26 protein-coding genes are annotated in these 26,909 nt (G+C 62.6%); 7 read left to right on the top strand and 19 right to left on the bottom strand.

Translation table 11 applies throughout. The features are described from left to right. Positions 1–127 precede the first annotated feature (127 nt). Positions 128–880: a 23S rRNA (guanosine(2251)-2'-O)-methyltransferase RlmB gene (rlmB, locus tag AC1DYR_RS00215; protein ID WP_477703323.1), complete on the top strand. Its 753-nt coding sequence runs from the start codon at positions 128–130 to the stop codon at positions 878–880. Beyond that, complete coding sequence (locus AC1DYR_RS00210; protein WP_477703322.1) at positions 877–2,028, top strand: NAD(P)/FAD-dependent oxidoreductase; 1,152 nt, start codon at positions 877–879, stop codon at positions 2,026–2,028. Before rlmB ends, AC1DYR_RS00210 begins: the two co-directional genes overlap by 4 nt. A gap of 18 nt (positions 2,029–2,046) precedes the next feature. On the opposite strand, the gene AC1DYR_RS00205 is transcribed toward AC1DYR_RS00210, so the two are convergent. The 4 genes from AC1DYR_RS00205 to AC1DYR_RS00190 all read right to left on the bottom strand — a co-directional run bounded on the left by AC1DYR_RS00205 (position 2,047) and on the right by AC1DYR_RS00190 (position 4,782). Next, positions 2,047–2,631, bottom strand: a complete 585-nt coding sequence (locus AC1DYR_RS00205; RefSeq protein ID WP_477703321.1) for a chromate transporter — start codon at positions 2,629–2,631, stop codon at positions 2,047–2,049. After that, positions 2,628–3,203, bottom strand: coding sequence for a chromate transporter (locus AC1DYR_RS00200; RefSeq protein ID WP_477703320.1), 576 nt, complete (start codon positions 3,201–3,203; stop codon positions 2,628–2,630). The genes AC1DYR_RS00205 and AC1DYR_RS00200 overlap by 4 nt, the downstream gene beginning before the upstream one ends. Before the next feature lie 166 nt (positions 3,204–3,369). Next, the gene (locus AC1DYR_RS00195; protein ID WP_477703319.1) at positions 3,370–4,359 is read right to left on the bottom strand and encodes a bifunctional helix-turn-helix transcriptional regulator/GNAT family N-acetyltransferase; all 990 of its coding nucleotides are present in this window, start codon (positions 4,357–4,359) and stop codon (positions 3,370–3,372) included. A 66-nt stretch (positions 4,360–4,425) separates the two neighbouring features. Next, on the bottom strand, positions 4,426–4,782 hold the full coding sequence (locus AC1DYR_RS00190; RefSeq protein WP_477703318.1) for a cupin domain-containing protein: 357 nt from the start codon (positions 4,780–4,782) through the stop codon (positions 4,426–4,428). Between the two features lie 98 nt (positions 4,783–4,880). On the opposite strand from AC1DYR_RS00190, the gene AC1DYR_RS00185 reads away from it, so the two are divergent. Then, entirely contained in the window at positions 4,881–5,738 is an 858-nt protein-coding gene (locus AC1DYR_RS00185; protein ID WP_477703317.1) for an AraC family transcriptional regulator, read from the top strand. 2 nt (positions 5,739–5,740) lie between these two features. Here the strand turns inward: AC1DYR_RS00185 and AC1DYR_RS00180 are convergent, their stop codons facing one another. From AC1DYR_RS00180 to AC1DYR_RS00160, 5 genes are all read right to left on the bottom strand, one after another. Next, positions 5,741–6,079 carry a hypothetical protein gene (locus AC1DYR_RS00180; protein ID WP_477703316.1) on the bottom strand — a complete coding sequence of 113 codons (339 nt, stop codon included), beginning with the start codon at positions 6,077–6,079 and terminating at the stop codon, positions 5,741–5,743. Between the two features lie 148 nt (positions 6,080–6,227). After that, the gene (gene fabG / locus AC1DYR_RS00175) at positions 6,228–6,971 is read right to left on the bottom strand and encodes a 3-oxoacyl-ACP reductase FabG (RefSeq protein WP_477703315.1); all 744 of its coding nucleotides are present in this window, start codon (positions 6,969–6,971) and stop codon (positions 6,228–6,230) included. 64 nt (positions 6,972–7,035) lie between these two features. Next, on the bottom strand, positions 7,036–9,183 hold the full coding sequence (locus AC1DYR_RS00170) for a 3-hydroxyacyl-CoA dehydrogenase NAD-binding domain-containing protein (protein WP_477703314.1): 2,148 nt from the start codon (positions 9,181–9,183) through the stop codon (positions 7,036–7,038). 118 nt (positions 9,184–9,301) lie between these two features. Continuing rightward, a complete protein-coding gene (locus AC1DYR_RS00165) occupies positions 9,302–10,510 on the bottom strand; it encodes an acetyl-CoA C-acetyltransferase (RefSeq protein WP_477703313.1) in 1,209 nt (402 codons plus the stop codon). A gap of 196 nt (positions 10,511–10,706) precedes the next feature. After that, the gene (locus AC1DYR_RS00160) at positions 10,707–11,111 is read right to left on the bottom strand and encodes a GFA family protein (protein ID WP_477685719.1); all 405 of its coding nucleotides are present in this window, start codon (positions 11,109–11,111) and stop codon (positions 10,707–10,709) included. A 61-nt stretch (positions 11,112–11,172) separates the two neighbouring features. On the opposite strand from AC1DYR_RS00160, the gene AC1DYR_RS00155 reads away from it, so the two are divergent. Next, positions 11,173–11,688 carry a MarR family winged helix-turn-helix transcriptional regulator gene (locus AC1DYR_RS00155; RefSeq protein ID WP_477703312.1) on the top strand — a complete coding sequence of 172 codons (516 nt, stop codon included), beginning with the start codon at positions 11,173–11,175 and terminating at the stop codon, positions 11,686–11,688. Positions 11,689–11,710: 22 nt separating this feature from the next. Here the strand turns inward: AC1DYR_RS00155 and AC1DYR_RS00150 are convergent, their stop codons facing one another. The 7 genes from AC1DYR_RS00150 to AC1DYR_RS00120 form a co-directional block, all read right to left on the bottom strand. Continuing rightward, complete coding sequence (locus AC1DYR_RS00150; RefSeq protein WP_457280702.1) at positions 11,711–11,881, bottom strand: hypothetical protein; 171 nt, start codon at positions 11,879–11,881, stop codon at positions 11,711–11,713. Between the two features lie 103 nt (positions 11,882–11,984). After that, positions 11,985–13,163, bottom strand: coding sequence for an ROK family protein (locus AC1DYR_RS00145; protein ID WP_477703311.1), 1,179 nt, complete (start codon positions 13,161–13,163; stop codon positions 11,985–11,987). A gap of 15 nt (positions 13,164–13,178) precedes the next feature. Continuing rightward, complete coding sequence (locus AC1DYR_RS00140; protein WP_457280704.1) at positions 13,179–13,958, bottom strand: ATP-binding cassette domain-containing protein; 780 nt, start codon at positions 13,956–13,958, stop codon at positions 13,179–13,181. A 305-nt stretch (positions 13,959–14,263) separates the two neighbouring features. Continuing rightward, positions 14,264–15,394: a sugar ABC transporter permease gene (locus AC1DYR_RS00135; RefSeq protein ID WP_477704100.1), complete on the bottom strand. Its 1,131-nt coding sequence runs from the start codon at positions 15,392–15,394 to the stop codon at positions 14,264–14,266. Between the two features lie 150 nt (positions 15,395–15,544). Next, the gene (gene xylF, locus AC1DYR_RS00130; RefSeq protein WP_477703310.1) at positions 15,545–16,561 is read right to left on the bottom strand and encodes a D-xylose ABC transporter substrate-binding protein; all 1,017 of its coding nucleotides are present in this window, start codon (positions 16,559–16,561) and stop codon (positions 15,545–15,547) included. 289 nt (positions 16,562–16,850) lie between these two features. After that, positions 16,851–17,900: an Ldh family oxidoreductase gene (locus tag AC1DYR_RS00125; RefSeq protein ID WP_477703309.1), complete on the bottom strand. Its 1,050-nt coding sequence runs from the start codon at positions 17,898–17,900 to the stop codon at positions 16,851–16,853. Between the two features lie 299 nt (positions 17,901–18,199). Continuing rightward, complete coding sequence (locus AC1DYR_RS00120; RefSeq protein WP_477703308.1) at positions 18,200–20,158, bottom strand: PhoX family protein; 1,959 nt, start codon at positions 20,156–20,158, stop codon at positions 18,200–18,202. 268 nt (positions 20,159–20,426) lie between these two features. Here AC1DYR_RS00120 and AC1DYR_RS00115 point away from each other — a divergent pair, with 268 nt between their 5' ends. The 3 genes from AC1DYR_RS00115 to AC1DYR_RS00105 all read left to right on the top strand — a co-directional run bounded on the left by AC1DYR_RS00115 (position 20,427) and on the right by AC1DYR_RS00105 (position 23,112). Further along, a complete protein-coding gene (locus AC1DYR_RS00115) occupies positions 20,427–21,095 on the top strand; it encodes a DsbA family oxidoreductase (RefSeq protein WP_477703307.1) in 669 nt (222 codons plus the stop codon). Positions 21,096–21,178: 83 nt separating this feature from the next. Next, on the top strand, positions 21,179–21,907 hold the full coding sequence (locus AC1DYR_RS00110) for a glutathione S-transferase (RefSeq protein ID WP_477703306.1): 729 nt from the start codon (positions 21,179–21,181) through the stop codon (positions 21,905–21,907). A 329-nt stretch (positions 21,908–22,236) separates the two neighbouring features. After that, a complete protein-coding gene (locus tag AC1DYR_RS00105; RefSeq protein WP_477703305.1) occupies positions 22,237–23,112 on the top strand; it encodes a ferritin-like domain-containing protein in 876 nt (291 codons plus the stop codon). Between the two features lie 118 nt (positions 23,113–23,230). On the opposite strand, the gene AC1DYR_RS00100 is transcribed toward AC1DYR_RS00105, so the two are convergent. The 3 genes from AC1DYR_RS00100 to ligD all read right to left on the bottom strand — a co-directional run bounded on the left by AC1DYR_RS00100 (position 23,231) and on the right by ligD (position 26,896). Continuing rightward, positions 23,231–23,551, bottom strand: coding sequence for a hypothetical protein (locus tag AC1DYR_RS00100; RefSeq protein ID WP_477703304.1), 321 nt, complete (start codon positions 23,549–23,551; stop codon positions 23,231–23,233). Beyond that, a complete protein-coding gene (locus AC1DYR_RS00095) occupies positions 23,548–23,721 on the bottom strand; it encodes a hypothetical protein (RefSeq protein ID WP_477703303.1) in 174 nt (57 codons plus the stop codon). Before AC1DYR_RS00095 ends, AC1DYR_RS00100 begins: the two co-directional genes overlap by 4 nt. Before the next feature lie 520 nt (positions 23,722–24,241). Beyond that, positions 24,242–26,896: a DNA ligase D gene (gene ligD, locus AC1DYR_RS00090; protein ID WP_477703302.1), complete on the bottom strand. Its 2,655-nt coding sequence runs from the start codon at positions 26,894–26,896 to the stop codon at positions 24,242–24,244. Positions 26,897–26,909 lie beyond the last annotated feature (13 nt).

The raw sequence follows: 26,909 nt of genomic DNA, 5'->3' as shown, positions 1-26,909 counted from the left end.
GGGATTATTCAGCAGGTCCAACAAATTGTTACTATTTTAGTCCTGCCCGGGGGCCATTGTGCCCCGCTCGTCGCACCCGATACACCGGTAGTAATGCCAATTACGGCCAACAGTGATAATCGCTGCCATGTCTTCTTCTCCCAAAGTGCTTTTTGGCTTCCATGCCGTCGGCGTTCGCATCAAAACAGCGCCGCAATCCGTCCTGGAAGTGTTTTTCGATGTGTCCCGCCGCGACGCGCGCATGCGCCAGTTCACGGACCGGGCCCGGGAGGCGGGTGTGCGGCTGATCGAATCCGACGGTTTGCGCCTCGCAAAGATGTGCGGCAGCCACGGCCACCAGGGCGTTGTGGCCCGGGTCGACCCACTGGCGCAGGTCAAATCGCTCGACGAATTGCTGGAGCAACTCGAAGAAGCCGGTGTTGCCCAGCCGCTGCTGCTGGTGCTCGACGGCGTGACCGACCCGCACAACCTCGGCGCCTGCCTGCGTGTGGCCGATGGCGCTGGCGCCCATGCGGTGATCGCGCCCAAGGACCACGCGGCCGGTATCAATGCGACCGTCGCCAAGGTCGCCAGTGGCGCCGCCGAAACCATGCCCTATTTCATGGTGACCAACCTGGCCCGCACCCTCGGCGAGCTCAAGGAACGCAACATCTGGTGCATAGGTACCAGCGACGATGCGGAAAAAACAATTTACGACGTGGACCTGAAAGGCCCTGTGGCATTGGTGCTTGGCGCTGAAGGCGAGGGCATGCGCCAGCTCACGCGCAAGACTTGCGACGAACTGGTCAGCATTCCGATGCATGGCGCGGTGGAAAGCCTGAATGTGTCCGTAGCCAGCGGTGTGTGCCTGTACGAAGCCCTGCGCCAGCGCAGGGCATGACGACGCCGCAGCACTTCGACCTGGTCGTCATAGGCGCCAGTTTTGCCGGGCTGGCCTGCGCGCGCGCCGCGGCCAGGGCGGGCCTGCAGGTCGCCATTGTCGAAAAGAAGACTTCTTCCGGCGACAAGCTGCACACCACCGGCATCATCGTGAAAGATGCCATAGACACCATCCCGTGGTTGCAGCAAGTGCCCGCGGCGCTGGTGCGGCAGGTGGACGGCGTGAGGCTTTATTCGCCCAATCTTCGCCATGTCGATCTGCACGCGCCCGGGTATTACTTCTGGGCAACCGACACGCCGGCCCTGCTGGACTGGATGTGTGCGTCCGTGCAGGCGGATGGTGTCACCTTGCTGGCCGGCACGCTGTTCGAGCAGGCCGCGCGAGACAGCGGCGGCTGGGCCGTGTCCGTCAAGTCGGTCGCCTCGCAGGAGCCAATGGCGCTGCAGGCTCGCTATTTGGTCGGCGCCGACGGCCCCCATTCGCGTGTGGCCAAGGCTTTGGGCCTGTCGCTCAATACCCAGTTTCTCTTCGGCATTGAGCATGAATACGGCCAGGCCCGGCTGGATGCCAACCTGCTGCACTGCTTCATAGACCGCCAGCTCGCGCCCGGCTACATCGGCTGGGCTGTTGCGGGTGCCGGTATTCACCAGATCGGGCTGGCCAGGCGGATGTCCCCCTCAGGCACGTCCGTGCCTGCCAAACAGGCATGGATGGGTGCTTTCATGGAAAAAATCGCGCCGCATGTGGACGTCGGCAACGCAAGTCCACTGGCCACGCGCGCCGGCATGATTCCCTGCGGCGGGGTGCTGAAGCGGGTGTCCGACGCACGCGTCATGCTGGTCGGTGACGCCGCCGGCATGGTGTCGCCCGTGACGGCCGGTGGCATCCACACGGCCCTGCAGCATGGCGATGCGGTGGGCAGCGCGGTGGCTGCCTTTTTGCAAGGTGGTTCGGCCGATGGCAGTGACCCGGCTGATCCAGCGCAAGGGCTGGTGCGGCACTACCCGAAGTACCGCGCCAAACGCACGCTGCGCTGGCTGTTTGACCGTTTTCAGGCCGACTGGATCTTCAATATGGCCCTGGACACCGAACCCATGCGGCAGGCTGCCCGCATGGTGTACTTTCACCGGCGTGGCAAACCAGAGTAGCCGCCCCGGAACGGGCCGCTAGATCAGCCCATACCAGCCCAGCAATGCGCCGGCGCCCAGCAGCCACAACAGATGGATCTTGCTGCGCCAGACAATCACGGCCGTGGCGGCCGCCAGCAGCCACACCGGCCAGTCTTTCAGCGAACTGCCGTTGGCGGTGGCCAATATCCAGCTTGTCGCGATCAGCAAGGCCACCACGATGGGCCCCATGCCCTGCTTGAAAGCCCGCACCGCGCGCAGCTCGCGGTTGCGGTGCCCCCACTGCGCGGCCAGGTAGGTGAGGGTGGTGCTGGGAATCAGGATGCCCAGCATCGCCAGGAAAACGCCCAGCAGCCCGGTCAGCATGCCGCCCGCATTCAACCCCACATTCCAGCCCAGCAAAGCGATGAACAGCACATTCGGCCCGGGGGCTGATTGCGCAATGGCGATGGACGCGTTGAACTGCGCGTCGGTCAGCCAGTGCTGCTTGTCGACCAGGAAACGGTGCATGTCGGGGGCGGTGGTGATGGCCCCGCCTATCGACAGCAGCGACAGCGAGAGGTAATGCAGGAAGAGGTCAAACCATTCCCGCGCGCCGAAGACGAGATGCAGCGATTCGGTCATGGTGCCAGCCTGCGGTAAGCGAGCAGACAGGCCACGCCGCCCAGCCCGAGCAGCACGTAGGCCAGCGGAAAGCGCAGCAGGGCGACGGCCACGAAACAGGCCACGCCGAACGCGGCGCACAGCTGCAGGCCCAGCACGTTTTTCTTGAGCGCGCCGAACAGCTTCAGGCCGGTTGCGCCAATCAGCCCGGCTGCCACGGCGCCCATGCCGCGCAGCGCGCCGGCCACGCCGGGATGCCCGGCAAACTGGGCATAGACCACCGCCAGCAGCAGCACCAGCACCAGCGGCACGGTCAGCATGCCGGCCAGCGCTGCCAGGGCGCCCTTGAGGCCGAAGTAGCGGCCACCTATCATCAGTGAGATGTTGACTACATTGGGCCCGGGCATGATTTGCGCGACGGCCCAGTCTTCAATGAATTCTTCGCGCGTCATCCAGCGCTTTTTTTCGACCAGCTCGCGTTGCACAACAGCCAGTACACCGCCAAAGCCCTGAAGCGCCAGCAAGGTGAATGAGATGAAAAGGTCGGAGAGGGATCGGGGTTTCGGGCGGTCTTCGGCGGGAGGGGTGCTCATGCACCAATTATCGCCGTTTCATCGATGCACCACAGCCTGCACACAGGAGGCCAAGGGCCGCTGTTTGCTATTAATAAGATAGCTGCTTGCGCTCGTTGGATATGGGCTGGAGGCCAAAATGGCTTGAATTTTAGAGCGGGGTGCACGGCGCAACCACCGTAGCGGCCTACAGCCGCATCTGCCAGGTTTCGCCCACCAGGTTTTCTTTCCCAAAGCCATGGTAGGGCTCGCTCCTGGTCAGCTTGAAACCACGCCTCGCGTAAATGGCGCGCGCCGCGTCCAGGCAGCTGTTGGTCCAGAGCACCATTTTTTTGTAGCCCTTGCTGCGCGCAAATGCGATGCACTCGTCGGCCAGGCGTCCGCCCAGGCCCAGTCCGCGCGCCTGCGGCGTGAGGATCAACATGCGCAGCTGGGCCACGGTGGCTGATTTACGCGCCACAAACACCGCGCCCGCCCGCTCGCCGTCGACTTCGGCTATCCAGCATTTCTCCCAATCCGGCTGGTGGTTCTTGAGGTACTTGCCGGCAATATCGGCCACCAGTGCCTCGAATTCGCTGTTCCAGCCGTATTCACGCGCATAAATTTCACCGTGTTGCTGCACCACCCAGCCGATGTCGCCCGGCCCGGGGTCGCGCAATAGCACGGTACGTGTCGCGGCGGGCTCCTCGCTGTTGGCCAAAAGCCGCTGCACCGTGGTCATGGCTGTCACCACTTTTTGCTGGTGGTCTGGCGCCAGCGCGGCCAGCAGGGCGGCGGCTTCGTCGCGGGAGCGCTGCTGCAGCGGCGCAAATGCAGCATGGCCGCCTTCTGTCAGCTTGAGCAGGCTTTGCCGCGCGTCCGCTGGCGAAGGCACACGCGCCAGCCAGCCCTTGGACTCAAAGCGGCGCAGGATGCGGCTCAGGTAACCCGCGTCCAGCGCCAGGTCGCGCCCCAGCTCCGTGGCGGTGGGCTGGTCGCGGTGCGCCAGTTCATACAACACCCGCACCTCCGTCAGCGAAAACTCGCTGTCCAGATAAGGGTCCAGTACGCCGATGCGCTGGGTGTAGAAGCGGTTAAAGCTTCGCACCGCCTTGACGTGGGCTGTAGAAGCGAAGGGCGCTCCAGTCTGGGGCGGGGCAGGCGTGCCTGAGGCGGTGGTATTGATTGACGAAGCCATGGCTGATATCGTCAATCAATTAATTGACAAAGTCAAATATTTGGCATTTGCCGACCTCAGCCGGCTTCAGATCACCCGGCGCGGGGCCGCTGTGGCCGCATCGCCGCTGTTGGGCGCACCGGTCGGCTCAATCAGCAGCAGGTGAGCCGCTTGTGATGCCCGGGGGCGATGGCGCACCCCGCGCGGCACCACATACAACTGGCCGGGCTTGAGCGTGACGGTGGGCTGGCCGTCGATGTCGATGTGCAGCTCGCCCTTGAGCACCAGGAAGAAATCGTCGCTCTCCGGGTGCGAATGCCAGCTGAACTCCCCCTGGACCTTGACGACCATCACGTCGTGACCGTTGAACTCGCTCACGGTGCGCGGCTGCCAGTGGCCTTCAAAGGTCGCGAGCTTGGTCTGCAGGTCTACGGCTTCTTTCATGTGAACTCCTCTTTCATGGCGGTTGAATGCGATTGAGGGGGAGTTTCCTTGTTCAGGGCTACCGCGTCTTGTACGATTGTTTCCTTTACGATTGTTTCATGCACGACGCCCAGGCCCCTACACCCCAAGACTGGGCCCGCTTTCGTCCGGGCGCGCTGCCCGGTGTGACGCAGATGAATGCCCACTTCACAGAGCACACCTTCGAGCGCCACAGCCACGAAACCTATTCCATCGGGGTCACCGCCTCCGGCGTGCAGACCTTTCACTGCGGCGGCACGCTGCACGCCAGCCTGCGCGGCGATGTGATTCTTTTTAATCCCGACGAACCGCACGACGGCCAGCGCGGCACACAGGAAGGCTTTGGCTACAGCATGCTGTATGTGTCGCCACAAGTGGTGAACGACTGCCGTGACAAGGAAGCCGGCCTCGACATGGCGGCTTATTTTTGCCAACCTGTGGTGCGCGACGCCGCCATGGGCCGCGCGCTGGCGCGCGCCATAGGCGCAGGCGGGCAGGCGCAAGAGTCGCTGCGCGCAGAAGAACTCACGCGCAATGTGCTGGTGCGCTTGCTGCAGCGCTACGGAGAGCGGCGCTCGGGCGACGAGGTGAAACCAGCCGGCATTGTGCGCATGGTCCGCATTCGCGACTACCTGCGCAGCCACTTCGACCAGGACATCACCGTCGATGCCCTCGCAGGCGAGGCTGGCCTGTCGCGTGTTCACCTGACCCGCGCCTTCGCCCGGCAGTTTGGCGTGCCGCCGCATATCTACCTCAATGCCGTTCGCATCGAACGCGCCCAGTCAGCCATGTTGGCCGGGCAGGGCCTGGCCGAGGTGGCCGCTGCCTGCGGTTTTGCCGACCAGAGCCATTTCAGCCGGCGCTTTAAGGGCAGTGTGGGTTTGTCGCCCGGGGCGTGGCTGCGGCAGATGAAACCCTCTGCCGTCACTATCGGGTGAATCTACTGCAGGTCGGCAAATAAGGACTCCCCGCGGTCAAGCGGGTCCACAACCACGTTATAGATTTCGTTGATGCGCCAGATCGGGGTTTCATAGCCTGCCTGGCCCTGTACCTTCACCAGAAATGCGCTTTTCCTCTCGTGAGCGGCAAGGGTCAGCTCACAGGAGAACTCGATTTGCCCTGTGTCCGTCGAAATGGCGCTCACGAGTTCATGGCCGGCAAGCGAGAGGCGTTCAGCGCTTTCGTGAGGCAAGAGTTGGTCAACCTCATAGGTCCGCAGCACGATCGCAGTGATGCCATCGATGAGGTCGTCAACTACCGAGTTCGGATTTGTGACCATCTGTGGATGCATTTTGGGGATTCTCCCGCGTCTCCCAAAGAACTAAAAAGCTATATCTATATTGCAGATTGTCATGAGTGGAGTTTTCGCTTGATTGTTCGGTCAAGCATGGTTTCCGACAGCGGGAAGTCGCTTTCGAGATACCACCCTAAACCGACATCCCACCAGAAACCTCAATCACCGCTCCATTGACATAACTCGCTTCATCGCTCGCAAGGAAGGCATACACATTCGCAATCTCCTCAGGTCGTCCGAGGCGCTTGAGCGGCACATGAGCTTCCATTTCCTTGAGCACCTTGTCGGGGATCGTGCTCAGAATGGGCGTTGAAATAAAACCGGGGGCCACCGCATTCACGCGCACGCCCTTGGGGCCCAGTTCACGGCTCCAGGTTTTGGTGAAGCCGATCACGCCGAACTTGCTGGCAGCGTAATTCGTCTGGCCGAAGTTGCCGTAGATGCCGACGACTGAACTGGCGTTCAGTATCACGCCGCTGCCTTGCGCTGTCATGGTGTCGGCCACCGCTTGCGCGCAGTGAAAGACGCCGCGCAGGTTCACGTCGATCACCTTGTCAAATTGCTCCAGCGTCATTTTCTGCAGCCTCGCATCCTGCGTGATGCCGGCGTTGTTGACGAGGACATCAATGCGGCCGAACTGGTCCTTGACCTTGCCGACCACTGCATCCACCATGGAGCGCTGGGTCACGTCCATCACATAACCAACGGCCTGCGCGCCCAGGGCCTGGCACTGTTTGACGGCTTCATCCACACCGGCTTGTTTCACGTCGCAGACGATGACGATGGCGCCTTCCTGGGCAAACTTGAGTGCGGTGGCCAGGCCAATGCCCTGGGCGGCGCCGGTGATGATGCTGATCTTGTTTTGGAGTCTTGGCATGAAGTGGATATTGGATATGGATCGATGAGATGAATGGGAGGAGGGGTGAGTTAAACGAAGCAGCTCAGTAAATCGGCTGATGCTGGCGGATCGCATCTTTGACCGCATCCGTCAACGCAAAGCCAGGCCCGAATTTGGCGGTCAGCTCGGCACAGCGTGCGACAAAGGCATCAATCCCCATGCCGTAGATAAACTGCATCGTGCCGCCGGTCCAGGCCGGAAAGCCTATGCCGAAGATGGAGCCGATGTTGGCGTCATGCACGGTGGTCAGCACGCCTTCGCTGAGGCAGCGGGCGGTTTCCACCGCCTGGCGGTAGAGCAGCCGGTCTTTCAGTTCGTTGATGTCCCAGGCGGCGTCGCGCTTCTCGAACAAAGGTTTGAGTTCGGGCCACAGGTGTTTTTTCGCGCCTGGCTCGGTGGGGTAGTCGTAAAAGCCGCCACCGGCCGCGCGGCCGGGGCGCTTCAACTCTTTCACCATGCGTTCGACCAGCAGTTCGCCGGGGGTGGCGGTGTAGGTCTTGCCTTCTGCGGTGAAGTCGGTGCGTGTCTGGTCCAGCACATGCACACTCAGTGACAAGGCGGTTTCGTCCAGCACGGCCAATGGGCCGACGGGCATGCCGGCCTGGATGCCGGCATTTTCAATCGCGGCGGCGGGAATGCCTTCGCCCAGCATGGCCGCGCCTTCCATCACAAAGGTGCCGAAGGTGCGGCTGGTGTAAAAGCCGCGCGCATCGTTCACCACGATGGGAATCTTGCCCAGGGCCTGCACATAGTCGAAGGCGCTGGCCACGGTTTCATCGTCGGTTTGTTTGCCGCGAATGATCTCGACCAGCTTCATTTTTTCGACCGGGCTGAAGAAGTGGATACCGATGAATTTTTCGGGCCTGTCGCTTGCCGTGGCCAGGCTGCTGATGGGCAGGGTCGAGGTATTGGACGCGAAGAAACCGCCGGGCGCCAGCAGCGGCTCGGCCTCCTGCGTCACTTTGGCCTTGAGGTCGCGCCGCTCGAAGACGGCCTCGATGATGAGGTCGCAGCCGGCCAGTTCCGCGACCTGGTTGGTCGCAGTGATGCGTGAGAGCAGGGCGTTTTGCTCGGCGGCCGTCATGCGGCCTCTCTCCACACGCGGTGCGGTGATCCTGCTGCTGTAGGCCTTGCCGGCTTCGGCCTTGTCCTGGCTGACGTCCTTGAGCACGGTGGCAATGCCTTTGCTGGCCTGCGCGTAAGCGATGCCCGCACCCATCATGCCGGCGCCCAGCAGGCCAACCTTCGCGGGCCGGAAACGCCCCACGCCTTTGGGCCGCGACTGCCCGCTCTTGATGGCGTTCATGTCGAAGAAAAAGGTGTTGATCATGGCCTTGGCATTGGTGCCGGTCATGAGTTTGGCGAGGTAGCGGCTTTCGATGCGAAAGGCGGTTTCCAGATCCACCTGTGTGCCTTCGACCATGCAGGCCAGGATGGCTTCAGGCGCGGGATAGAGGCCGCGCGTCTGCTTTTTGAGCATGGCAGGCGCGACGCTTAGCGCTGCGGCGATCTTGGGACTGGCCGGTGTGCCACCCGGGATTTTGTAGTCCCGGGCTTCCCAGGGGTGCTGGGCCGTGGGGTTGGTGGCGATCCAGGCAAGTGCTTTGCCGCGCAGCTCATCGGCATCGGCCACCAGCTCTTGCACCAGTCCCAGCTCAAGCGCCTCACGCGGGTTAAAGGTTTTACCTTCGACCAGATAGGGTTGCGCGCCCATCAAGCCAAGGTGGCGCGTCATCTTGCTCACGCCGCTGGCGCCCGGCAGCAGGCCCAGCGTGACCTCGGGCAGGCCAAACTGCGTTTTACGGTCGTCCACCGCCACGCGGTAGTGGGCGACCAATGCGACTTCCCAGCCGCCGCCCAGTGCCGTGCCGTTAAGGCAGCTGGCCACGGGGATGCCCAGCGTTTCGAGGGTACGGAAGTTTTTCTTGACGCGTTCGATCTCGGCATAGGCCCTGGGCGCGTCGGCCGGTGTGAGGCGCATCACGGCCTTCAAGTCAGCGCCGGCAAAAAAAGTGCTTTTGGCGGAGGCGAGGATGATGCCTTTGAGGGCGTCTTTGTCTTTCACCACCTGCGCGGTGACTTCAGTGAGATCGTCCTGCCACTGCAGGCACATGGTGTTGACGGGCGAGCCTGGCTCGTCAAACGTGATGGTGGCAATACCGTCACTCAGTTCATAGTGGATAGTTTTCATGGGAGAGGCTGGGAAAGGAGGGTTTTCACGGGAAACACCGCGGAACCGGCTTTGCCGGGCCGCTGGTGTTGCCCCCTTGAGGGGGAGGCGACTGCGCAGCAGGCGCTTCGGGGGGGAGTCATATTCTTTCAACAATCGTTGCGATGCCCATGCCACCGCCCACGCACAGCGTGGCCAGGCCGTAGCGCAACTTCCGCCTGTGCAGCTCGTCGACCAGCGTGCCGAGGATCATCGCGCCGGTGGCGCCCAGCGGATGGCCCATGGCAATGGCGCCGCCGTTCACGTTGACCTTGTGGTGCGGCACCTTCATCTCTTTCATGAAGCGCATCACCACGGCGGCAAAGGCCTCGTTGACTTCGAACAGGTCGATTTGCTCCACCGTCATGCGGGCCCTGGCAAGCGCCTTGCGCGTGGCGGGCATGGGACCGGTCAGCATGATGGTCGGGTCGGCGCCGCTCAGTGCGGCGGCCACGATGCGGGCGCGCGGCTTGAGGCCGTGGGTTTTTCCGGCGGCTTCCGAGCCCACCAGCACAGCGGCCGCGCCGTCCACAATGCCCGATGAATTGCCGGCGTGGTGCACGTGGTGGATGCGCTCAACCTGCGGATAGCGCTGCAGCGCCACGGCATCAAAGCCCATGCCGCCCAGCTGCTCGAAGGCCGGTTTGAGTGAAGCCAGGCCTTCCAGCGTGGTGTGGGGTTTGATGAATTCGTCTTCGGCCAGAATCGTCTGGCCCAGAAAATCCCTGACTGGTACGACGGAGCTGGCGAAGTGGCCGGCGGCGCGGGCTTGGGCAGCGCGCTGCTGGCTTTCGAGCGCAAAGGCGTCCACGTCGGCGCGGCTGAAACCTTCCATCGTGGCGATCAGGTCGGCGCCTATACCTTGCGGCACAAACAGGGTGGCGCTGTTGGTCTCCGGGTCTTGCGCCCAGGCGCCGCCGTCGGCGCCAATCGGTACGCGGCTCATGCTCTCGACGCCGCCGGCCACCACCAGGTCTTCCCAGCCGGAGCGTACTTTCTGCGCGGCCATGTTCACGGCTTCCAGGCCCGAGGCGCAAAAGCGGTTGACCTGCACGCCCGAGGCGCGGAAGTCCCAGCCGGCCTTGAGCGCGGCCACCTTGGCAATCACCGCGCCCTGTTCACCCACCGGTGAAACCACGCCCATCACCACATCGTCGATTGCCGCAGTGTCGAAGCCGCTGCGCCGTTGCAGGTCTGCCAGCACGCCGGCCAGCAGGTTGACGGGCTTGACCTCATGCAGGCTGCCGTCTTTTTTGCCTTTGCCGCGCGGCGTGCGGATGGCGTCGTAGATAAAGGCTTCGATGCTCATGATGGCTTTCCTCGGGAAGGCGGGAACGCAGGGCTGGCGGGGAGGGGCCGTTGAAGTATATGCATTTCGCCAAGCAGTCGCTTTGCATAAATAGACGAACGGAAAGCCGCGTTGCGTTGTAGTGGGCTGAGGCCGGACCTGACCTTCCTCAATTCCTGACCGACATCGTTCAGGGGAGGTGGATGCCCGCGATGAATCAGAGGTGCCGTGTCTCGGCAGGGGTGTTCCACCAGGCGTTGTTGCGCCCGTCCGCGTAGTTGACCGGCGCGCTGATCAATTCAGCCGGTTCGGCGTTGTCCAGCGCGGCGATATTGATGGATACATAGTCGCCGCCTATCTGCTCCACATAACCCCGGCCGAAAGGCCGCACGCCGCAGTGCCTGCAAAACAAATGGTGGCCGCTTTTGGTGCCGAACTGGTAGTCGCTCAGTTCGTTCTCGCCGGCCAGCAGCCGAAATGCGTCGGGTTTGATGATGGCGCCCCAGTTGCGGGTTTTGGTGCAGATGGAGCAATTGCAGCGGCCCGTGCCTTTGCTGAGGTCGATGTCGGCTTCAAAACGGACGGCGCCGCAGTGGCAACTTCCGGTATAGGTCTTTTGCATGGGGCGAACTCCTTGATGGTTGCAGGTTGTTGGGAAAATCCGAATATGACAGAATATTGTCATGTCTGAAAGTATAGTTAAACGACAGCATGCTGTCAAATTGGGAGGCGCCAACGAGGAGGTCGAACGCACTCCGGCCGCCAGTACCCTGAGCTGGCTGGTGGTGCAGGTAATGCAGCTCAACGGCTTGTTGACGGCGGCCGGCGATGCGCTGGCGGCGCCGGCCGGGCAGACTTCGGCGCGCTGGCAGGTGCTGGCCGCAGTGGAGGACGCACCGCTGTCGGTGGCACAGATCGCACGCGCCATGAACCTGACGCGGCAGAGCGTGCAGCGCGTGGCGGATTTACTGGTGGAAGAGGGCCTCAGCGCTTATGAAAACAATCCGGCCCATGCGCGCGCCAAGCTGCTGCGGCTCACGGCCAAAGGTCGCAAGGCCTTGCAAACCATACAGGCCGGGCAAAAAGTATGGGCCAATGCGTTGGCTGAGGGGATGAATCAGGCGCAGCTACGCGCCGCGAGCGCCGTGCTGGCGAAGTTGCAGCAGGCCTTGATGGCGCGGGAAGCGCCGCGGGAATAGTACAGACGCCCGCGCGTGTCGCTTAAGAGGGGTCTTTGCTGCGCGTGCGGCTCACGGCGCTGAAGATTCCTATGCCCAGGAAGATCAGCGCACCTATGCCGATGTACAGATGCGGCACACCGGCCACCACGGCGCCCCAGATGACGCCGGCCAGGAAAATCACGAAACCGATCATGTAAAGCGCAAAAGACATTTTCTTCTCCACGAAATGTTGTGGCCCCACTATGCGTGCCGTGGAGCCGCTGCTTTATCGGGTAGATGCGCTGATGGGTGTCAGCGAGGGCCTACGGATGGTTTCAGGAGGCTGCGGCCAATTCCGTCACCCCGGGCTTGAAGCCCTCAGGAAGGCCATTGCTCACGAGGCGGCCGCGCGGATGCATGGGGCGCAGATATTGGTGAAGCACCAGGGCGGCAGCACCTACCGCTGAAGCCAGCAGGCCGTAACGCGCCACGCGCACCACCGGAGCGGTTACGCCGGCATGGGTGGCGTAGTTTTGCAGCGTCTCCTGGGCAACCCGCACCATGTCCGGAAAACGCTGGCAGGATGCGCCGCCCACCACCAGCACGCTGGGGTCGAAAGTGGTCCACAGGTTCTGCAGCAGCACACCCAGGTAGTGTCCCGACCGGTGAGCGTCCGCCAACTGGCCCAGTGCGCCTGAACCGATGAAGGCCTCCGCACACCCGCGCCGTCCGCAGGAGCATGCGGGACCGTCGAGTTCCAGAATGCTGTGGCCAATTTCGCCGGCCATGCCCCGCATGCCGGTGAACAGCCGGTCGTTGAGCACGATGCCTGCACCCACGCCGACATCGCAGGTCACAAAAATCAGCGAGTCCTTGCCGTCGTTCTCCGAGAATTCGTATTCGCTCAGCGCGGCCGTGTCGGCTTCGTTTTGCACGTGCACCGGTACCGCGGGCAGGCCTGCATGAATCAGTGCCTGGGTGATCTGCGGCAAGAAGTCCACGTTGCGCCAGCCAAGGTTGGGGGCAAAGCGGACCACACCGGTGGTTTCGTCGAACGCGCCGGGCAGGCCGATGCCCACACCTGAAAGTTGCGCGCCGCGCAATACCAGCTGTGCCTGGGCCAGCACTGTCAGGTCGGCAATCTGGCTGCAGACGTCTTGCGGCCGGGTGCCGCGCAAAGGTTCTTGCGTTGACCACAGCACCTGCCCCAGCAGGGACACGCTTACCACACGCAGGGTGTCGACTGCCACTTCCACACCAATCAGGCCGCGCGACCGGCAGTCGATTTGCAGGGGCGTGGAGGGCCGCCCCACACCGTTGGTGGCGGCCATGCTGATTTCACTGAGCCAGCCTTCATCAATAAGTTCTCGCACCAGCAGGCTGACCGTCGACTTGGTCAACCCGCTATGGTTGGCCAGCTGCGCGCGCGAGCGCCCAGGCTGGTTGCGCAGCAAGCGCATCAGCACACTGCGGTTGATGCGTTTGACGAGTTGCTGGTCACCTGTGGTTTTCATGGCCGATGGCATGGTTCAGGCAATGCGGTGCGGCGCCTGTGTTTTCCCTTCCGGCTGCTTGCCGGCGATGATCATGCCGAGAATCTGGTCTTCGTTCAGGTCGGCCGTGCGGTAGGTGCCGATCAGGCGGCCGTTTTTCATCACCGACAGGCGGTCGCTGAGCGAAAAAACATCCTGCATGTCATGCGTGATCAGGAAAATGCCCACGCCTTCGGCCTTGAGCTGGAGGACCAGGTTGGCGACCATGGCGGATTCCTCCGGGCCCAAGGCGGCGCAGGGTTCGTCCATGATCAGGATGCGGGCATTGAAATAAATGGCGCGCGAGATGGCCACCACCTGGCGCTGACCGCCCGACAGGCGCCGCACCGGGGTGTGGATGTTGGTGAAGTTTTTATTCAGGCGGCCAAACACCTTGCGTGCCTGTGCCTCCATGAAGTAGTCGTCCAGCGTATTCCAGGCCGTCATTTTTTCACGGCCCAGAAACAGGTTGGCCACGGCGTCCAGGTTGTCGGCGAGTGCCAGCGTCTGGTAGATGGTCTCGATGCCCTGGTGCTGTGCATCGGCCGGGGTCCGGAGATTCACTTTCTGTCCCATCACATGGATTTCGCCCGAATCGATCGGGAAAGCGCCGGCCAGCATTTTCATGAGTGTGGATTTGCCGGCGCCGTTGTGGCCCAAGACGGCGACAACTTCGCCGGGGTACAGATTCAGGTTCACGCCGTCCACGGCATGAACGCCGCCAAAAGCCTTGCGGATGTCCTTGAATTCGACCAGGGGTTCGGTAGTGATTTGCATTTCAGTGATCCATTGCGCTGCGCGCCACCCGCGACACATGAAACCGCACGGCAAAGGCCAGGGACACCGCGGAACCGGCTTCGCCGGGCCGCGGGTGTGCCTTGCAGGCCGCGTGGCTGCCGGAGGCAGCCACCGCTCGACCCGTCCAGACCGACGCAGGTCGGTCTGGAGCCGCGGGTCTCGCCCCCCTTGAGGGGCTGAGAGCCGCGGCTCCAAGCCTGCCTGCGCAGGCTTGGACGGCTTCGAAGGGCCTCCGCCTCTGGCGGAGGTGCCGGGCGCCGAAGGCGCTTCGGGGGTGTTTCATCCTAGTTTTCCTGCGCCCACTTGCGGTAGAGCACGTCAAATACCACCGCCACAATCAGCACCTGCCCGATGATGATCATGCGTTTTCCGATGGAGACATCCAGCAGCAGCATGCCGCTGTCCAGCGATTGCATGATGAGTGCACCCAGGACCGAGCCGATGATGGTGCCGCTGCCTCCGGCCAGCGCGGTGCCGCCGATCACTGCGGCGGCAATCACGAAGAGCTCCATCCCGGTGCCCAGCGAGTTGGTGCCTGCATTCAGGCGGGCCACCGACACGATGGCCGCGATGGTGATGAGCACGGCGAGCAGGGCAAACAGCATGAGCGTTACCCGCTTGACCGGTATGCCGACCAGCACCGCGGCGTCGGGGTTGCCGCCCATGGCGTAAACATAGCGGCCAAAACGGGTGCGCTGGGAGATGAATGACATCACCACCGCCACGGCCGCCCAAATGAGCACCGGAATCGGGATGCCCTGGGGGGCGTCCTTGTTGGTGACCAGGTAGCTGTTCATGGTCGCGGCGAACGCGGCCAGCAGAACCACCGGTGCCGCCACCAGCAGTACATCCACCCACACGGGCTGGTTGGGCATCTCATGGCGCGTGGAGGCACGGCGGCGCAGCAGCATGCGAACCACCAGCACCAGGCTCACACAGGCGGTCAGGACCCAGGTGGCGGTCACCCCGATACCGCCGTCATAGCCGCCGCCGAGCTGCAGAAAAGTCTCGTCGCTGACGGGCTGGGTCTTGCCGTCGGCCACCAGAAAAGCCGCGCCGCGCAAGGACATCAGCCCTCCCAGCGTGACCACAAAAGACGGGACGCCGAGCATGGCGGTCAGCCATCCCTGGTATACCGACACCACCAGCGCCGCCGCCAGCCCGGCGAGCGACGCCGCCGGCCAGGACCATCCCAGGGTGTATTGAAGATAGGCGATGAGCACGCCGACAAAACCGATCACCGAACCGACCGACAGGTCAATGTGCCGGGCCACAATGATCAGCACCATGATAGTGGACACGATGCCCACCACCGCGGTTTGCTGGGCGATGTTGTAGAGATTCTCAGGCGACAGGAAAATGCCGCCCGACAGGACCTGGAATACGCCAGCCAGGACGGCGAGCACGCCCCCCATGAACACCAGCCGCCAGTCGACGGCAGCGTTGCGCAGGAATCGAACGGGAAATTGCATGGTTTTGAGGATGCAGTGCTCCCGCAGGCAACCTACAGGCTGGTTGCCTTGCCCGCTTGCGCAGAACGGGGAGCAGGTGGTTGAAAGCCCGTATTACTTGCAGGCGGGGACGTTGCCCGTGACACCCTTGCAGAGTTCGTCTTTCTTGATCCAGCCGGCTTTCACGACCACATCGAGGTTGTCGCGGGTAATGGGCACGGGCTTGAGGAACTGGGCCTGCAGGGCGATCTTTTTCTCGCCACCATTCCAGGAAGTCGCGCCGTCGACTTTTTTGCCGGCACCCAGATTGACGGCTGCGCTGGCCGCCTGTTTGCCAAGGTCGCGCGCATCTTTCCATACCGACACGGTCTGGGTGCCCATGGCCACGCGGTTCAGGGCGGCAAAGTCACCGTCCTGGCCGGACACCGGCACGCCCTTGAGGCCCTTGGAACTCAGCGCCGCCACGACACCGCCGGCGGTGCCGTCATTGGAGGCCACCACGGCATCGACTTTGCCGCTGTTCTTGGTCAGGATCTGTTCCATGTTTTTCTGCGCGACTTCAGGCTTCCAGCCTTCGGTGTATTCCTCGCCCACGATCTTGATGTCGCCTTTCTTGACGGCGGCGTCAATGATTTCCTGCTGGCCTTCGCGCAGGAAATTGGCATTCGGGTCGGTGGGGGAGCCCTTGATCATCACGTAGTTGCCCTTGGGCTTGGCCTTGAATACGGCACGGGCCTGCATGCGGCCGACTTCCTTGTTGTCGAAGGTGATGTAGAACACGCCGGGTGCCTCGATCAGGCGGTCGTAGGCAATAACCGGCACTTTTTGTTTGGTGGCCTTGTTCACGGCGGGCAGGATGGCGTCCTTGTCCATGGCCAGCACGATCAGGACCTTGGCACCCTTGGCCATCAGGCCGTCAATGTCCGCCAGTTGTTTTTCAGGGGAGCCCGCTGCGTCTGCGCTGATGTACTTGGCGCCCAGCTTTTCAAGTTGCGTCTTGATGGCGGCCTCGTCGGTTTTCCATCGTTCCTCCTGGAAGTTGGACCAGCTGACGCCGACAGTGACCTGCGCAAATGCGCCGGCAGCGGCCAGGCTGAGTGCCATAGCGGTGAGGGAATTTTTTAGTTTCATGAATGTCTCCGATAGTTCTGCCCAGTCGGGCGTGTAGTTTTGAAAACCCAGCTGAATCCCGGTAATCGTTCCGCTGCAAATGCAGCACTTCAGAATTAGTTTGAACGACGCACTAATTATGTGGACCTGAAAAATTCCTCGCCTAGGGACAAACCCCGGGTATGCGGGGGGCACTTTAAATTTTTGATGGTTTCTGTAATACCAAAGGCTGATCAGCAGGCGCTGCAAGCAGAAAACTCGTCAGCGGCACCGGCTGGCCTGATCGGTTTTCCGCTGGAAAGGCTGCGCTTCAGTGGGCGGCAGACGGCTCTGTCACCCCAAGCTTGATCGCCCAGCTTGACAGTGCAGGCAGGATGGAGGGATACAGCTCCACGCCCGATTCCATTTGCCTGGCTGCCAGCGCAATACCTTTTTCGCCGGGCGTGCGCACGGCAGACCCTGCTTGCGCGGGTCGTGATGCACGGCAGGCATCCGTGACATGGCCAGTCTGGCGCGTGAATGCATCCAGGCCCGCAAAAGCGCGCGGGTCAATCACCTGCAGGAACACCGTCGCGCCCCATCCTTCTTTTGGGTCGGCGCGGCCATGGCCTGCGAGGCCGCCGGTCAGCGCTTCCACCAGCAAGGTGAGGCCATAACCCTTGTGGCCCGAGTCCATGCCACCCAGCGGCAGGATGGTGCCCTTGGGTTCGTCGAACAGCACCGAAGGGTTGTCGCTGGCCACGCCGTGGCCGTCCATCACCCAGGCAGCAGGCAGCCGCTTGCCTTCCTTGTGCAGCCGGTTGGTCATGCCGTTGGTCGTGGCCGAGGTGGACACATCCATCAGCACCGGAACGCCGCTGGTAGGAATGCCGGCAGAAACCGGGTTGGGTGTGAACACCGGGTCCAGCCCGCCAAAGGGGGCAACGCTGGCCGTGTTCGGGTCCGAGCAGGTCAGCAGCAACATCAGGCCCTGATCGGTGGCGCGCTGGAGATAGGCGGCCAGGCAGGCAATGTGGTGGCTGCGGCGAATCACCACCGTGCAGGTGCCCTGGGTGGCGGCACGCTCGGTGGCCAACGTCATGGCTTGCAGAACCAGCCAGGGGCCGGGCAGGCGGCGGCCGTCCCATGTCACGGCGGCCGGATGGTCGGCCAGCACGGCTGGGGTGCCGAGTTTTTCCATCGCGCCAGATTCCAGCTCTGCCAGGTAGCCCGGCAGCAGGGCGAGCCCGTGGGTGTTGTGGCCCATCAGGTCGCCCTGCACCAGGATGTCGGCCACGGCAGCGGCTTTGTCGTGCTCCAGGCCGGCGGTGGTCAGCAGGGTTCGGGCGTAGTTGGTCAGATCGGTCTGGGCGTATCGCATGGATTTGTCTCGGGGTTGTCTCAATGTTGTCGCTGCAGATGCTCTGTTTTTGATAGCTTCTCGCGCTTGTCCTGTATGGGTTAGATGGACTTTTGACACACATAACCCAACGCGTCAGGCCACATGAGCCGGCCGTCGCTATCCTGAACATTCTAGGGACGCACACGTAAGGTCGCACATCGCACAACCCGTGCGCGGCATTTCATTCGGGGCAAAAGCGGAAAGCGGGCCATGAGCCCGCTTTGCGCCTGAGGCACCGACGCCGGTGCCTGTAACCATGTTGATGGCTATGCCGTCAGTCAGCCCAGCTTGATGCTGCTGGGGTCTGCGGTGAGGTAGCCCACAGCTGCGCCGAAGCGGTCCTTGTAGTTCGCGCGCACCAGTGGGTCCAGGGTGGCCTGCACCTTGCCATGCAGCGCCGGAATCCAGTCGCCGGCGTGCTGGAAGTTGCTCATGATGTAGGTCCAGCCGTTGAGGTCGTCCACCACATGCAGGCCGGTGGCTTCGGCGCCCGAAGGCATGGACATCAGGCGCGACAGCTGCTGGGTGTCGACGTTGTAGGCCCAGATGAAGTTGTTGACGTGCGTGCTGCTGTCTTCGCCGATGAAGAGTGTGCGCATTTTTTCCGAGAACTTCAGGTTGTCCGGGTTGGACACCTTGTTGGGGTTGGCCTTGTTGCCCAGTGCATCGCCGGCGATGTCTTCGCCGACCAGCAGGGCCTTGGTGTGCACCGGCATCCATTCGCTGTTGATGGCGGTGCCGGCCAGGTCTTTCTGGCCGCCGTCCAGCTTGTGCACCATCACGCCGCCGGCAATCAGCGCCTTGTCCAGGGCGATGCCGCTGGCCGCGTTCCAGCCCTTGCCGGTCTTGACCATGGAATCCTGCATATTCTGCAGCGCCGAGTAGGCGACCTTGTCCTTGATGTTGACGGTGGTGCCTTCCATTTTGGAAAAGCCCATGCTACCGCCCATGAGGTAGGCATAGCGGTGCGTTTCCAGGAAGGCCGCGGCCTTTTCCATGCCGGGCTTGATCTTGATCCAGTTGGCGTTGCCGCCGTAGAACACCTTGGTGAAGCTTGCGTCGCTGGGGTCGGTTTTTGACACCGTCATGATGTCGGCCGGTTTGAGCGTGTCGGCCATTTTTTCGATCTCGGCGCTGCTGGCGTGGCCCAGCTTGATCCACGAAATCTTCGCACCCTCGGCGGCCGGGTCCACCGAGAACCCGCTGCCCAGCTTGCCCACATACAGCGTGCCGGAAGACAGGTCTTTTTCGCGGTCGGCCACAAAGACAAAGAGGCCGCTGTTGGTGGCGTCGTCGCCCATCAGCACGGTGCGGTTGTCGGGCATGACCTGCACCAGCTCATGCGAGATGCGGCCCATGTTGTAGTGCTTCTTGACCGTGCCGGTGCCGTCGGGATGCACAGTGACTTCAGGCAGGTGGCCGTAGTGATAGGGGTTGGCCCTGGTCTCGTCGCCGTAGACGTTTTTGCTGAACTTCCTGAACTGCGCGCTTTCGGCGGCAAAAGGTGCGTCGGGTTCGTACTCTTCGCTCGAGAGGTGGGTGTTCCAGGGCGAGAGGCTGGCGCCACAGGTGATCCACAGGCCATGCGCCTTGGACATGTCCACGTTGTGGTACTTCACGAGGCTGAGCTTTCCGGTAGCCTGGTCCTGGTCCAGCGTCAGCACGGCGATGGGTGAGGGCAGGTTGCCGTAGGCGTCGGCGCCGGCCTGGTCGCGTGTGGTGTATTCAAACTGCACAACGGCGAACACTGCCTTGCCCTTGATGCCGGGCACGTTGGCATTCGGCAGACCCAGCAACGAAGTGCCGTCGGGCGAGTCGGAGAATATCTGGCGTTCCTTGCCCGGCACCGAGCGGTCGATGATGGGCCGGTTGTTGATGTCGACATAGCCGCCGGCGAGGATGGTGCCGCCCTTGCCGTCCGGCACCATGTCGCCGGTCACGAAGAAGGGCTGGTAGGCGAGCTTGTAGCTCTGCGTGCTGTTGTCTTTGAGGCGGACCTGCAGGCTGGAGCCCACGGTGGTGGTGGCCATGGCGGCCGCATCAGCCAGCGAGGGGGCGGCCATGGACGTGAAGCTGGAAGCCATGTAATTTCCCGCTGCGGCGGGGCCGCTGCCGGTAGCGCATCCCGACAGCAGGGTGCTGGAGGCCAGGGCCCCCAGCGGCAGCATGGGCGCGGTCGCCAGGAACTTCAGGGCTGTGCGGCGGGAGGGAAGGGAAGGGGTGGCCAGGTCGGACATTGTTATGGTTTCCAGTGTTTCAGGTGGAGTGGTCGTGAAGCCGCAGCCCTGGCCGCGCACTCCGGCGGGGCAAGTCGGGCTGCGCTGCGGGAATCTTAGGAAGCTTGTGTGACAGTTTCTTGAAAAGGGCTGCCACAGGCGGCCCCAGGCAGGGGCGGCTCCCGCTGATTAACCTCGCGCCGGGTACTTGAATATCCCCGGTCGAACCGCAAACTGCTTTGCTGCGGGCCAAAATCGGTCTGCCGGAACAGCAACCCTCAAGGCCCCCATGACCACCCAACTCAAAATCGATTTCGTGTCCGATGTCTCCTGCCCATGGTGCGTGATCGGCCTCAAGTCCCTGGACCAGGCGCTGGAGCGCGTGGGCGACGACATCCAGGCCGAGCTGCACTTTCAGCCCTTTGAACTCAACCCGAAGATGGTGCCCGAAGGCCAGGAAATCACCGAGCACATCACCGAAAAATACGGCATCACGCCCGCACAGGCGCAGGCCAACCGCGAGAACATCCGTGCGCGCGGCGCGCAGGTGGGCTTCAAGTTCAGCATGGCCGACGAGCCCGGCGGCGGGCGCAGTCGCATCTACAACACCTTTGACGCCCACCGCCTGCTGCATTGGGCCGAGCTGGAAGGGGTGGGCAAGCAAAAGGCGCTGAAGGAACTGCTCTTCAAGCGCTACTTCACCGACGGCCAGAGCCCGGCTTCACACGAGGTGCTGGCGAAAGCGGCTGCCGAAGCGGGGCTGGATGAAGCCCGTGCGCGTGAAGTGCTGGCCTCAGGTGAATATGCCGGCGAGGTGCGCGAACGCGAGCAGTTTTACCTGACCCAGGGTATCCACTCGGTGCCGGCCATCATCATCAACGACCGCCACCTGATTTCCGGCGGACAACCCGTCGAAGTGTTTGAGCAGGCCTTGCGGCAGATTGCCGCCGCAGGCTAAGCGCGGTTTCTGAGTTTCCAGCGGCCCGCCCCCAGCGCTTGCACGCAAGAGGACGAAACGCCAAGCACAGGAGTTTGTGATTCATGCCTTACGAGCTTCACTACTGGCCCACCATCCAGGGGCGCGGCGAATTTGTCCGCCTGGCACTGGAGGCCGCAGGCGCCGATTACCTGGACGTGGCGCGTGGCTGTGAGGGCGACGGCCAGGGCATTCCCGCCATGATGCACTTCATGGAGAGCGCGGACGTGCCGCACCCGCCCTTCGCGCCGCCTTTTTTGGTGGACGGAAAAACCATCGTCGGCCAGTCGGCAGCCATCCTGCTTTACCTGGGTCCGCGCCTGGGCCTGGTGGGCAAGAGCGAGGCTCAACGCCTGTGGACGCACCAGCTGCAGCTCACGATTGCCGACGTCGTGGCCGAGGCGCACGACACCCATCATCCGGTAGGAACCGGCCTGTATTACGAAGACCAGAAAAAGGAAGCGCTGCGCCGCGCAAAAGAATTCAGGACGGCGCGCGTGAAGAAATTTCTGGGCTGGTTTGAAACCGTGCTGGAGCGCAACCCGCGCGGGAGCGCGTATCTGGTGGGTGGCCGGCTGAGCTATGCCGACCTTTCCCTGTTCCAGTTGGTGGAGGGGCTGCTGTATGCGTTTCCCAAGGCGGCCCGCCGCGCACTGAAGGCCATGCCGCGCGTTGTGGCCTTGCACGACAGCGTGGCCCGGCACCGGCGCGTGGCAGCCTATCTTGCGAGCGAGCGGCGCATTCCCTTCAACGAAGACGGCATCTTTCGCCGTTACCCGGAGCTCGATGCTTAAGTGGCCGGGTCTTCAGTTGCAGTGCTGTTGCGATCGCTGCGCACGCCAAAGTCCAGGCCTTCTTCCTTGTTGTTGCTCCTGTTTTGATAGCTGCCTGCGCTGATCCTGAAAGGTCTGCAGGCCGAAATTGCGCAAATTTCTGACGTGACAACCTGGCCGGGGCGTGCGCGGCGTTCTCCTACAACGGAGGCTGTGCTTGCCTGACCGCGCAGTACATGCCTGGGTTGCACCATCAATCTACCTGCCTGGCAATCATCATCACATCACGATGGTGCGAGCAACGTCCGGGCAGTTTTTTTACAACGCAGCAAGAGACAAAGGAGTACACCATGGCAAAGGAACAGCACGATCAGAATCTTGATCCCATCAGCAAGGAGCCGGGTGCCCATCCGGTCGGAACAGGTATTGGCGCTGCGGCGGGCGGCTTGGGCGGCAAGGAAGCTGCCGAAGCGCTGGACCCGACCGCAGAAGAAGCCTACTGGCGCGGCAACTACAACCGTGAAAGCTATTACGAAAACGGGCGGCCCTTTGACGACTACGCGCCGGCTTACCGGCTGGGGCTCTACGGCCGGCAGGAATATACGGGTTCATTTGACGAAACCGAAAGCCGCTTGCGTACCCATTGGGATACGAAAAGAGAGCGTTCCACATTGACCTGGCCGCAGGCCAGGGAGGCGAGCCGCGCGGCATGGAGCAGGGTTGAGAGCCTGTACCCGGGTGCTTTTGAAAATGCTGTCGCAACGGGCGATGCAACAGTGGACGACGATGACGACGTCATCGAAAACCTGAACGACCTGCTCGAGTCCTGCCGTGACGGCGAGTATGGTTTCCGTGAATGCGCCGAGCACACCAAGGCGCAGGACATCAAGACACTGCTGCTTCGTCATGCCGATGAATGCCGGGCTGCAGGCCTGGAGCTGCAAACCCTGATTCGCCAGCTCGGCGGGAAGCCCGACGAAGGCGGTTCGGTCAGCGGTGCATTGCATCGCGGATGGGTTTCCGTGCGGGCCACGCTGAGCGCGTTGAGTGACCAGGCGATGCTCAACGAGTGCGAGCGCGGCGAAGACGCTGCGGTGGCACGCTACCGCAAAGCCCTGAAGCGTAATTTCCCCGCCGGGATCAGAGCCGTGGTGGAACGCCAGGCCCAGGGCGCACAGCGCAACCATGACCAGGTGAAGGCCCTGCGCGATGCGCTGAAGGCCTGATAAGGGTCGGCCTTCGCACACAAGGAATCGGTAAGATTTTTGTCGGCACTCGAGGCTCGGCAAACCAAGGGGCGGCATCTGTCGCCCCTTTTTTTTCTCCATGTCGGGAGTGCCCCCGTTAGTTCTTCAAGCTGCTTGCGCAATCCACCTGGGCGTCGAGCTGTACGCCGTTGCGTGAATAGTCAGCATCGGTGACCTTGCAGCCGGAGCGCAGTTCAATCGCCTGCAGCAACGCTGCGCGGCCCGCAGGGGTCGATATGATGCTGCCGTCTTTTGACCCTGGAGCAATGGCTGTCCAGGTGCCGGCTGTCAGCTGGCTGATGAGATAGGTCTGCCCGTCCACGCTGACGGGGTGCGGGGGCGGCTCTGCTGTTGTGCCGGCACATCCGGCCAGGCAGATGGCCGCAAACATGCCGGATGGCCATCCACGGTTTTTCATGAAAGGGGACCGGACAGGCTGCTTTTGATTGCAACCATGGAAGGTATCGGCGTGGCGACAGTTTCTGCTTTGGGCTCGGGCGCCTTGGGTGGCGCTTTGGGAACCTTGTTATCGGGGCAGCCGGACAGAAAAAACAAGGTCGTCAGTACAAAGGGCAGGTAGGGTTTCATGGGTGTCTCCAGGTGCGTTCTATGGCGCTGTCTGAATAATAGGACGCAGCCGGCAACAGGGCCAGCCCTGGGGCCGCAAGTCGCGGCGAATGCCTACACCCGGCGCGAAGGTGAGCCCGTCACACCCATGCGCTGCAGGGCCTCGCTCAGGCTGCGCGCCGGCTTTTGGCTGGCGGCCGGGGTCGCGCATTGCTGTTGAGCGGGCCCGTGGGCACTGGGGTGCCGAGCCGCGGGCGGACAGGAGTCAGGCGGTGCGGGCGACCGGTTTTCTGCGTCCGGCAGTGTCTTGCCTCGGAGCTCCGCGGCCATTCGCCGACCTTCAGTCTGCAGGTAAAGCGTCAAATCCATTTCATCGAGCTGCTTCATGGTGAGCATTTCTGGTGCATCCCTTGAATAAGGCCGGGCAAACAGAACTCCTTATCCAGGCGAATCTAGGCTCAAGCCCTTCACCAGCGTGTCAGGCCATCGGCCTTCGGTCTGTAGGAGGGCAACGACAACCCACGCAGAGCCGCCGTGAGGGCTATTTCGCGGCCGGTGGTGTCTTGACGCCGAGTTGCTTCATGGCGCTGGCAAGCCCGTTGCGTGATGCCTCGTAAGCCTCCCAGGGCTGGTTGCCGATGGCCAGGCGCCCGCCCAGGGTTTGCGCCGTCCAATGTGCGCCGCCGGTCAGCGAGGCCAGTTCATCCCAATCGACAGGGACGGACACGCCGAGGCCCGGCCGGGCACGCATGGACCACGCCGCGACGGTGGTGGCGCCAAATCCATTGCGCAGGTAATCCGGAAAAATCTTGCCGATGCGGTTTTTAGGGCCGCTCTTGGCGGCAAAGCGCCGGGGGATCACGGCGGCCAGGTGCATCACGATGGCATGCGAAAAATCCTTCACGGTGTCGAAATCGTATTGCCGCTTGAGCGGCACCACCACGTGCAGGCCTTTGCCGCCGCTGGTCTTGAGGAAGCTCGCGAGTTTCAGTTCGTCAAGGAAAGCGCGGACCAGCTGCGCGGCCTCCTGAACCTGCGGCCAAGCAACGCCTTCACCCGGGTCCAGGTCGAACGTCATGCGGTCGGGCTTGTGGATGGCGCGCGTGGTGGCGTTCCAGGTATGGAACTCGATCACGTTGACTTGCGTGGCCGCAAGCAGGACAGCGGGGGAGGGGATCTCCAGCAGCGGATCATGTTCGGGATCCAGCGCAGGATCCAGCAGCTTGATGCCGGGGATCGATGTGGTTTCGGCATGTTTCTGGAAAAAAAGCTGGCCGCCTATGCCCGAGGGCGCGCGTACCAGCGAGGTCGGCCTGCCCTTGAGGTGCGGCATCATCAATGCCGCGACCTGTGCGTAGTGCTCGACCATGTTTTGTTTGGTGAAGCCGGTGCTGTTGTCGATCACCCGGTCTGCATGTGTGATGCGCAAGGATTTCAGCGCCGCAGGAAGGGGTTTGGCAGGCGCCTTCCCGGCCTGTCTTGCGGCGGGTTTCAGGGTTTCTTTCGCGGCAGGTTTTTCGGATGCGGTTTTTTTGGCGGGGTTCACGGTGGTGCCTTTCTTGCCGCCTGCCAGCGCGGCGGGTTTTTCACGAAGGATTCCTGTGGCGGGTTTGTCGGTACGCAAGCCCTGGAAGACGGAGTGGCGGATATGCCCGCCATGCGTCCACTCCCCAAACGCCACTTCGGCCAGCAATCGCGGCTTGACCCATTGGCCTTTGGCACCGGCGGGCAGCTTTGCGAACGGGCTGCGATCGGTGTGAATTTTTTCGAGACGGGCTTTCAGCGTGTCCAGCACCTCGTCGTTGAAGCCGGTGCCGACATTCCCGGCGTATTGAAGCGAGCCTTCTTCATCGTGGACGCCCAACATCAATGCGCCCAATCCGATGCGCGAGCCTTTGGGTGCGGTGTAACCCCCAATCACAAATTCCTGGCGCAACTGGGTCTTGAGCTTGATCCAGTCGGGCGAACGGCGCGACACATAGGCAGAGTCCGCACGCTTGCCGATGACGCCTTCCAGCCCGACGCGGCGGGCCGAGGCCAGCAGGTTCTGCGGCGATTCTTCGAATGCATCGCTGAAGCGGATGCTTTCCTGTGGATGGCGGGTCACTACTGTGCACAAGGCTTCGCGGCGCTGCGCCAGCGGCAACTGGCGCAGGTCAAGCCCGTCGAAAAAAGGCATGTCGAACACGTAATAAACAATGCTGGCTGTGCTGGCGTGGTCGAACGCGTTCTGCAGTGCGCCGAAGTCGGGCAGGCCGTGCTCGTTCATCACCACAATCTCGCCGTCGAGCCAGCCCGATGGCAGCTCTAGCGCGGCCACGGCTTTTGCCAGCTTGGAAAGTTTGTCCGTCCAGTCGTTGCCTTTGCGCGTGAAAAGGCGAACCGACCGTCCGTCAATGCGCGCCAGCAGCCGGTAGCCGTCGTACTTGATTTCATAGATCCAGCCCTCACGGTCGGCAGGCGGGCGCGTGACCAACGTGGCCAATTGTGGGGTCAGGGTTTCCGGCAGCCTGGCTTTGGTGGCGCCTTCCGGAATGCTGGCATCAGCTCGGCTCGGGCGTGCCTTGGCCCGTGATTTTTTGGCAGGTTCCGCCAGCGCTTTCTTCACGGCTTTGGTGGGCGCGGTGTCGCGCGGCAGAGGCTTGCCCGAGAGCACGCTGTTGGGCAGCGCCTTGAGTACGTCAAACTCTTTTTCGGCGCGGGCATGCTCGTCGTGCTCTTTGATCAGCAGCCAGGGTTCATGGGATTCGTCGCCTCGCCCGTGCATGCGCACCAAGGTCCAGCAGCCCTTGAGTTTTTCGCCGTGGAGCTCGAATTTGAGTTTTCCGCTTTTGAACCCCTTCACCGGGTCGCCGATCGGCGTCCACAAGCCGCGGTCCCAAACGATCACGTCGCCCGCGCCGTACTGTTTGGCCGGAATGCTGCCTTCAAAACCGGCGTAGGAAAGCGGGTGGTCCTCTACATGCACGCCCATGCGCTTGACGGACGGGTCCAGGCTGGGCCCTTTGGGAACGGCCCAGCTTTTGAGGGTACCTTGCAATTCCAGACGGAAGTCGTAGTGCAGTCGGCTCGCGTCGTGCTTCTGGATGACGAAGCTGAGGGCTTTATCCGAGCGGGCGCCGCCGTGAGCGGGCTCCGGCGTACGCGCGAAGTCACGCTTGGAGCGGTAGTTCTTCAGCAGGTCGCGGGCGCCCATGTCGTCGGCTCAT

The sequence above is a fragment of the Polaromonas sp. P1_F9 genome, from assembly GCF_056405615.1.
Note: the sequence above shows the minus strand (reverse complement) of the source record. Positions and strands in the feature narration are given on the sequence as shown.

What these genes read in the sequence shown, in the direction of transcription:
- rlmB (WP_477703323.1), top strand. Translation starts at nt 128, where the DNA reads ATGTCTTCTTCTCCCAAAGTGCTTTTTGGCTTCCATGCCGTCGGCGTT.
- AC1DYR_RS00210 (WP_477703322.1), top strand. Translation starts at nt 877, where the DNA reads ATGACGACGCCGCAGCACTTCGACCTGGTCGTCATAGGCGCCAGTTTT.
- AC1DYR_RS00205 (WP_477703321.1), bottom strand. Translation starts at nt 2,631, where the DNA reads ATGACCGAATCGCTGCATCTCGTCTTCGGCGCGCGGGAATGGTTTGAC.
- AC1DYR_RS00200 (WP_477703320.1), bottom strand. Translation starts at nt 3,203, where the DNA reads ATGAGCACCCCTCCCGCCGAAGACCGCCCGAAACCCCGATCCCTCTCC.
- AC1DYR_RS00195 (WP_477703319.1), bottom strand. Translation starts at nt 4,359, where the DNA reads ATGGCTTCGTCAATCAATACCACCGCCTCAGGCACGCCTGCCCCGCCC.
- AC1DYR_RS00190 (WP_477703318.1), bottom strand. Translation starts at nt 4,782, where the DNA reads ATGAAAGAAGCCGTAGACCTGCAGACCAAGCTCGCGACCTTTGAAGGC.
- AC1DYR_RS00185 (WP_477703317.1), top strand. Translation starts at nt 4,881, where the DNA reads ATGCACGACGCCCAGGCCCCTACACCCCAAGACTGGGCCCGCTTTCGT.
- AC1DYR_RS00180 (WP_477703316.1), bottom strand. Translation starts at nt 6,079, where the DNA reads ATGGTCACAAATCCGAACTCGGTAGTTGACGACCTCATCGATGGCATC.
- fabG (WP_477703315.1), bottom strand. Translation starts at nt 6,971, where the DNA reads ATGCCAAGACTCCAAAACAAGATCAGCATCATCACCGGCGCCGCCCAG.
- AC1DYR_RS00170 (WP_477703314.1), bottom strand. Translation starts at nt 9,183, where the DNA reads ATGAAAACTATCCACTATGAACTGAGTGACGGTATTGCCACCATCACG.
- AC1DYR_RS00165 (WP_477703313.1), bottom strand. Translation starts at nt 10,510, where the DNA reads ATGAGCATCGAAGCCTTTATCTACGACGCCATCCGCACGCCGCGCGGC.
- AC1DYR_RS00160 (WP_477685719.1), bottom strand. Translation starts at nt 11,111, where the DNA reads ATGCAAAAGACCTATACCGGAAGTTGCCACTGCGGCGCCGTCCGTTTT.
- AC1DYR_RS00155 (WP_477703312.1), top strand. Translation starts at nt 11,173, where the DNA reads ATGTCTGAAAGTATAGTTAAACGACAGCATGCTGTCAAATTGGGAGGC.
- AC1DYR_RS00150 (WP_457280702.1), bottom strand. Translation starts at nt 11,881, where the DNA reads ATGTCTTTTGCGCTTTACATGATCGGTTTCGTGATTTTCCTGGCCGGC.
- AC1DYR_RS00145 (WP_477703311.1), bottom strand. Translation starts at nt 13,163, where the DNA reads ATGAAAACCACAGGTGACCAGCAACTCGTCAAACGCATCAACCGCAGT.
- AC1DYR_RS00140 (WP_457280704.1), bottom strand. Translation starts at nt 13,958, where the DNA reads ATGCAAATCACTACCGAACCCCTGGTCGAATTCAAGGACATCCGCAAG.
- AC1DYR_RS00135 (WP_477704100.1), bottom strand. Translation starts at nt 15,394, where the DNA reads ATGGGGGGCGTGCTCGCCGTCCTGGCTGGCGTATTCCAGGTCCTGTCG.
- xylF (WP_477703310.1), bottom strand. Translation starts at nt 16,561, where the DNA reads ATGAAACTAAAAAATTCCCTCACCGCTATGGCACTCAGCCTGGCCGCT.
- AC1DYR_RS00125 (WP_477703309.1), bottom strand. Translation starts at nt 17,900, where the DNA reads ATGCGATACGCCCAGACCGATCTGACCAACTACGCCCGAACCCTGCTG.
- AC1DYR_RS00120 (WP_477703308.1), bottom strand. Translation starts at nt 20,158, where the DNA reads ATGTCCGACCTGGCCACCCCTTCCCTTCCCTCCCGCCGCACAGCCCTG.
- AC1DYR_RS00115 (WP_477703307.1), top strand. Translation starts at nt 20,427, where the DNA reads ATGACCACCCAACTCAAAATCGATTTCGTGTCCGATGTCTCCTGCCCA.
- AC1DYR_RS00110 (WP_477703306.1), top strand. Translation starts at nt 21,179, where the DNA reads ATGCCTTACGAGCTTCACTACTGGCCCACCATCCAGGGGCGCGGCGAA.
- AC1DYR_RS00105 (WP_477703305.1), top strand. Translation starts at nt 22,237, where the DNA reads ATGGCAAAGGAACAGCACGATCAGAATCTTGATCCCATCAGCAAGGAG.
- AC1DYR_RS00100 (WP_477703304.1), bottom strand. Translation starts at nt 23,551, where the DNA reads ATGAAAAACCGTGGATGGCCATCCGGCATGTTTGCGGCCATCTGCCTG.
- AC1DYR_RS00095 (WP_477703303.1), bottom strand. Translation starts at nt 23,721, where the DNA reads ATGAAACCCTACCTGCCCTTTGTACTGACGACCTTGTTTTTTCTGTCC.
- ligD (WP_477703302.1), bottom strand. Translation starts at nt 26,896, where the DNA reads ATGGGCGCCCGCGACCTGCTGAAGAACTACCGCTCCAAGCGTGACTTC.